The 3,488-nt window shown below is 64.5% G+C and carries 5 protein-coding genes; 2 read left to right on the top strand and 3 right to left on the bottom strand.

Annotated elements, in window-relative coordinates; all coding sequences use genetic code 11:
- Window positions 1–276: FAD-dependent oxidoreductase (locus EN935_RS27070; protein WP_164771367.1), on the bottom strand; the 276-nt coding region annotated here is incomplete at its 3' end.
- A gap of 97 nt (window positions 277–373) precedes the next feature.
- Between EN935_RS27070 and EN935_RS27065 the strand changes: the two genes are divergently transcribed.
- The gene (locus tag EN935_RS27065) at window positions 374–1,030 is read left to right on the top strand and encodes an XRE family transcriptional regulator (protein ID WP_245469051.1); all 657 of its coding nucleotides are present in this window, start codon (window positions 374–376) and stop codon (window positions 1,028–1,030) included.
- A gap of 129 nt (window positions 1,031–1,159) precedes the next feature.
- Here EN935_RS27065 and EN935_RS27060 read toward each other — a convergent pair whose 3' ends face one another.
- On the bottom strand, window positions 1,160–2,155 hold the full coding sequence (locus tag EN935_RS27060; protein ID WP_127266100.1) for an ornithine cyclodeaminase family protein: 996 nt from the start codon (window positions 2,153–2,155) through the stop codon (window positions 1,160–1,162).
- Between the two features lie 127 nt (window positions 2,156–2,282).
- Between EN935_RS27060 and EN935_RS27055 the strand changes: the two genes are divergently transcribed.
- Window positions 2,283–2,744, top strand: coding sequence for an Lrp/AsnC ligand binding domain-containing protein (locus EN935_RS27055; RefSeq protein ID WP_127373801.1), 462 nt, complete (start codon window positions 2,283–2,285; stop codon window positions 2,742–2,744).
- 60 nt (window positions 2,745–2,804) lie between these two features.
- Here the strand turns inward: EN935_RS27055 and EN935_RS27050 are convergent.
- A partial coding sequence (locus tag EN935_RS27050) for a LysR substrate-binding domain-containing protein (RefSeq protein WP_127373800.1) occupies window positions 2,805–3,488 on the bottom strand: 684 nt, incomplete at its 5' end.

Genomic DNA, 3,488 nt, shown 5'->3' with positions numbered 1-3,488 from the left:
GTCCTCGACGCCGCCGACATGCAGCGCGCCGCGCCGGTGCGCGGCAAAGCCGCCGTCGACGATTTGCGGCCGGCTGGCCAGCGACAGCGCCCGCACCAGCGCATTGCCGTAGGTTTCGGAAAACAGCGCCGCCGAGCGGCCGCTGGCGTGGTAGCCGAGATGCGGCTCGCGCTCGATCACGATGACCTCGGCCCAGGGCTGCACGGCCGCCGCCAGCGAGAGGCCGGCAATGCCGCCGCCGATGACGACGACTTTCTGGGGGGACTTTGACTGCATCCCCTAGGGGTAGAAATAATTTCGTATCCAGTCAATATTTAGCGTATAAGAAAATTGTTGATGTTGTTGATGGCAGCAGGGAGTTGGACTACCTAGGGTGAAGAAGCGGCCCGGTGGCCGCGCCATGGAGCTGACGATGTCGGAGCAACCGAACCTCGGTGATTGCCTGCGCGGCTTGAGGAAGACGCATGGCTGGACCTTGCAGGAGGTCAGCACGCTGACCGGCGTCGCGGTGTCGACCCTGTCCAAGGTCGAGAACGACCAGATGTCGCTGAGCTACGACAAGCTGCTGCAGATCTGCGAGGGGCTGGGCATCCATGTCACCGAACTGCTCAGCGGCGACCGCAAGCAGCCATCCGCGCGCACCCGTCGTTCGGTGACCTCGCCGTCCAACACGCTGCGCCAGCTGACCCGCAACTATGATTACCGCTATCTGGCGACCGACCTGGTGCGCAAGCGCATGGTGCCGATCCACGCCTTTGCGCGCGCCCGCACGCCGCAGGAATTCGGCCCGCTGACCAGGCATGCCGGCGAGGAATTCCTGATCGTGCTCAAGGGCGAGATCGAGCTGCACACCGACCAGTATGCGCCGGTGCGGCTGAAACAGGGCGAAAGCGTCTACATCGATTCCACCATGGGCCATGCCTATTTGTCGGTGGGCGAAGGCGACGCCGAGATGCTGTGCGTCTGCTCGGGCGACGAGCCGGATATGGAGGGCACGCTGCTGAGTGTGCTGGAGACGGTGGAGGGGTAGGGGCTGGCCCTGACTTCCCGACATTTGCGCCGCCCCACCTGGCTGCCGCCATCTTCTCCCCGTGAACGGGGAGAAATGCCCGGCAGGGCAATGAGGGGCAGCGCTGGCTTCAACAATCAGGCGGCTCCACTAAAGCACAACAGCCCGCCCCAATCCCCGCCGAACCGCCTCGCGATAGGCGAGGTCGGCTGCCACCATGTCCTCCATGGCGACGCCCATGGCCTTGTAGACGGTGACCTGATCGGTGCTGACGCGTCCCGGCCGCAGCCCGAGCAGCATGTCGCCGAGCTCGGTTCCGTTTTTCGGGTCAATGCCCGCCAGTTCGCAGGAACCGACCGGCGTCGCGACAAAGGCCTCCCTGGTCTCGACGAACAGGCTGGCCTTGCCGATAAGCTCGACCGGCAACTCGCCGCCGGGCGGGGCGACGCCGACCGATGAGACATGGGTGCCGGGCCGCACCCAGTCGGCCGAGATCACGGGCTGGTAGGAATGCGTGGCAAGGCAGACGACGTCAGACGAGCGCACCGCGGCCTCGATATCGGCGACTGCAACGACACCTGGATGCCCAGCGGCAAGTGCTTGCGCATCTGAAAACTCCTTCGAGACGACGCGGATTTCGGCGAAGTCGCGCACCAGCGGCAGAAGATGCAGATGCTGGCCGGCCTGCACGCCGGCCCCGACCACCGTCGCGACCTTGGCGTCGCGGCGGGCGAGTTCACGCACCGAGAGCACGGCGGAGCCGGAGGTGCGCACGGCGGTGATATAGGTGCCATCCATGACGCAGACCGGCATGCCCGTCCCAGGGTCGAACAGATGGATGGTGGCGAGGTGGCTGGGGATGCCTTTGGCGATGTTGCCCTCGAAGACGTTGACGATCTTCACCGTAAGATGCATGCCCGCCGTCCAGGCAGGCATCGCCAGCGAATAGCCGGCCTGCGGAATGTCGAGCTGCGGCCGTGCCGGATTGACGACCTTGCCGCCGGACAGCGCCTTGAAGCCGCCGGCGAGCGCGTCGAGAAGCTGGCGCAGGTCGATGCAGGTTTTCACCTCGGCCTCGCTCAGGATGAGCACGGGCGTGTCGCCCTTGGCCTGGGCGCTGCGGGAGGTCGATAGAACCGATGTCATGGGATCCGCTTTCGTTGTCTGTTGCACGACAACGGTATTGCGATCCATCTGCGTGATGAAATATATTGTTTTCGCTATTTTAGCGTGACTATCACGCTTATTCCGGTTCAGAAGTGTGAATCCTGAAATGAACGATCTCGACCGCATCGACCGCTCGCTGCTGCGTTTGTTGCAGGAGGACGGCCGCCGCACGACGCTCGATCTGGCGCGGCGGGTCGGCCTGTCGCCGACCGGAGCGGCGCAGCGCGTCAAGCGGTTGTTCGCCGAAGGGTTCATCCGCGCGGTGCGCGCGGTGCTCGATCCGGCGAGGATCGGACAGGCGCAGCTCGTCTTCATCGAAGTGCGGCTCGACCACACCGCGCCACATGTCTTCGACCGCTTCGCCGAAGCAGTTTTACGCGCGCCCGAAATCATCGAGTGCCACATGGTGGTCGGCGGCTTCGACTATCTGGTCAAGGCGCGCATCGCCGACATGGCGATGTTCCAGGATTTCCTGCAGCGCGTCATCCTGCCGCTGCCCGGGGTGCGGGAAACGCACACCTACGCCTCGATCGCCAATGTGAAGCCCGACGCCTTGCTGCCGATCTAGACCCTTTGTTTTGACGCAATTTCGGACGGAAAACCGTTTCACACTTTTCCTGAAATTGCTCTAGACCGGCGGCCTTTCTCCGGCATCGAGCAGCCACTGCCGCACGGTCTGCGTCGGCTCGGGATGGCGCTGCTTTCTCGGCATCACGACATAAAAATCCTGCGTGCCGCGCATTTCACCGCTGACCGGCTGAACCAGCCGGCCGGCGGCGAGGTCGGCGGCGACGAGAAAGCGGCTGGCCAGCGCTATGCCCTGGCCGGCGATGGCCGCGTCGATGGCGAGGCCCGTCTGGTTGAAGCGCATGCGTTTCAGCTCGGTCGTCATCTTCAGGCCGACTGCCTTCTCCATGAATTCCGGCCACAGATTGTGCGCATCGTGCAGCAGGACGTGATGCTGGATTTCGGTGGCCGCGATCTCGGCCGTGCCGTGTGGCAGCAGGGCCGAGCTGCAGACGGCGATGATCTGTTGGGGAAACAACAGGTCGACCATCAGGCCGGCGCCGAAGGGCGGCCGGCCTTGCCGCACCGCGATGTCGACACCGTCGACCTGGAAGCTCGACAGGCTCTCGCTGGCCAGCACGCGCAGGTCGACCAGCGGATTGTAAGTCACAAAATCCTGCAGCCTGGGGATCAGCCATTTGGTGGCGAAGGTCGGCGTCACGCTGATCGTCAGCCGCGCCGGTTCGGGACGAAGCAGCAGCGTCGCCTCCGAGATCAGGTCGAAGGCGCGGCGGATGTTGGGGAC

It is taken from the genome of Mesorhizobium sp. M7D.F.Ca.US.004.03.1.1 (genome assembly GCF_003998635.1).
Lineage (GTDB): Bacteria > Pseudomonadota > Alphaproteobacteria > Rhizobiales > Rhizobiaceae > Mesorhizobium > Mesorhizobium loti.
This window is presented reverse-complemented; position numbering and strand designations above follow the sequence as displayed.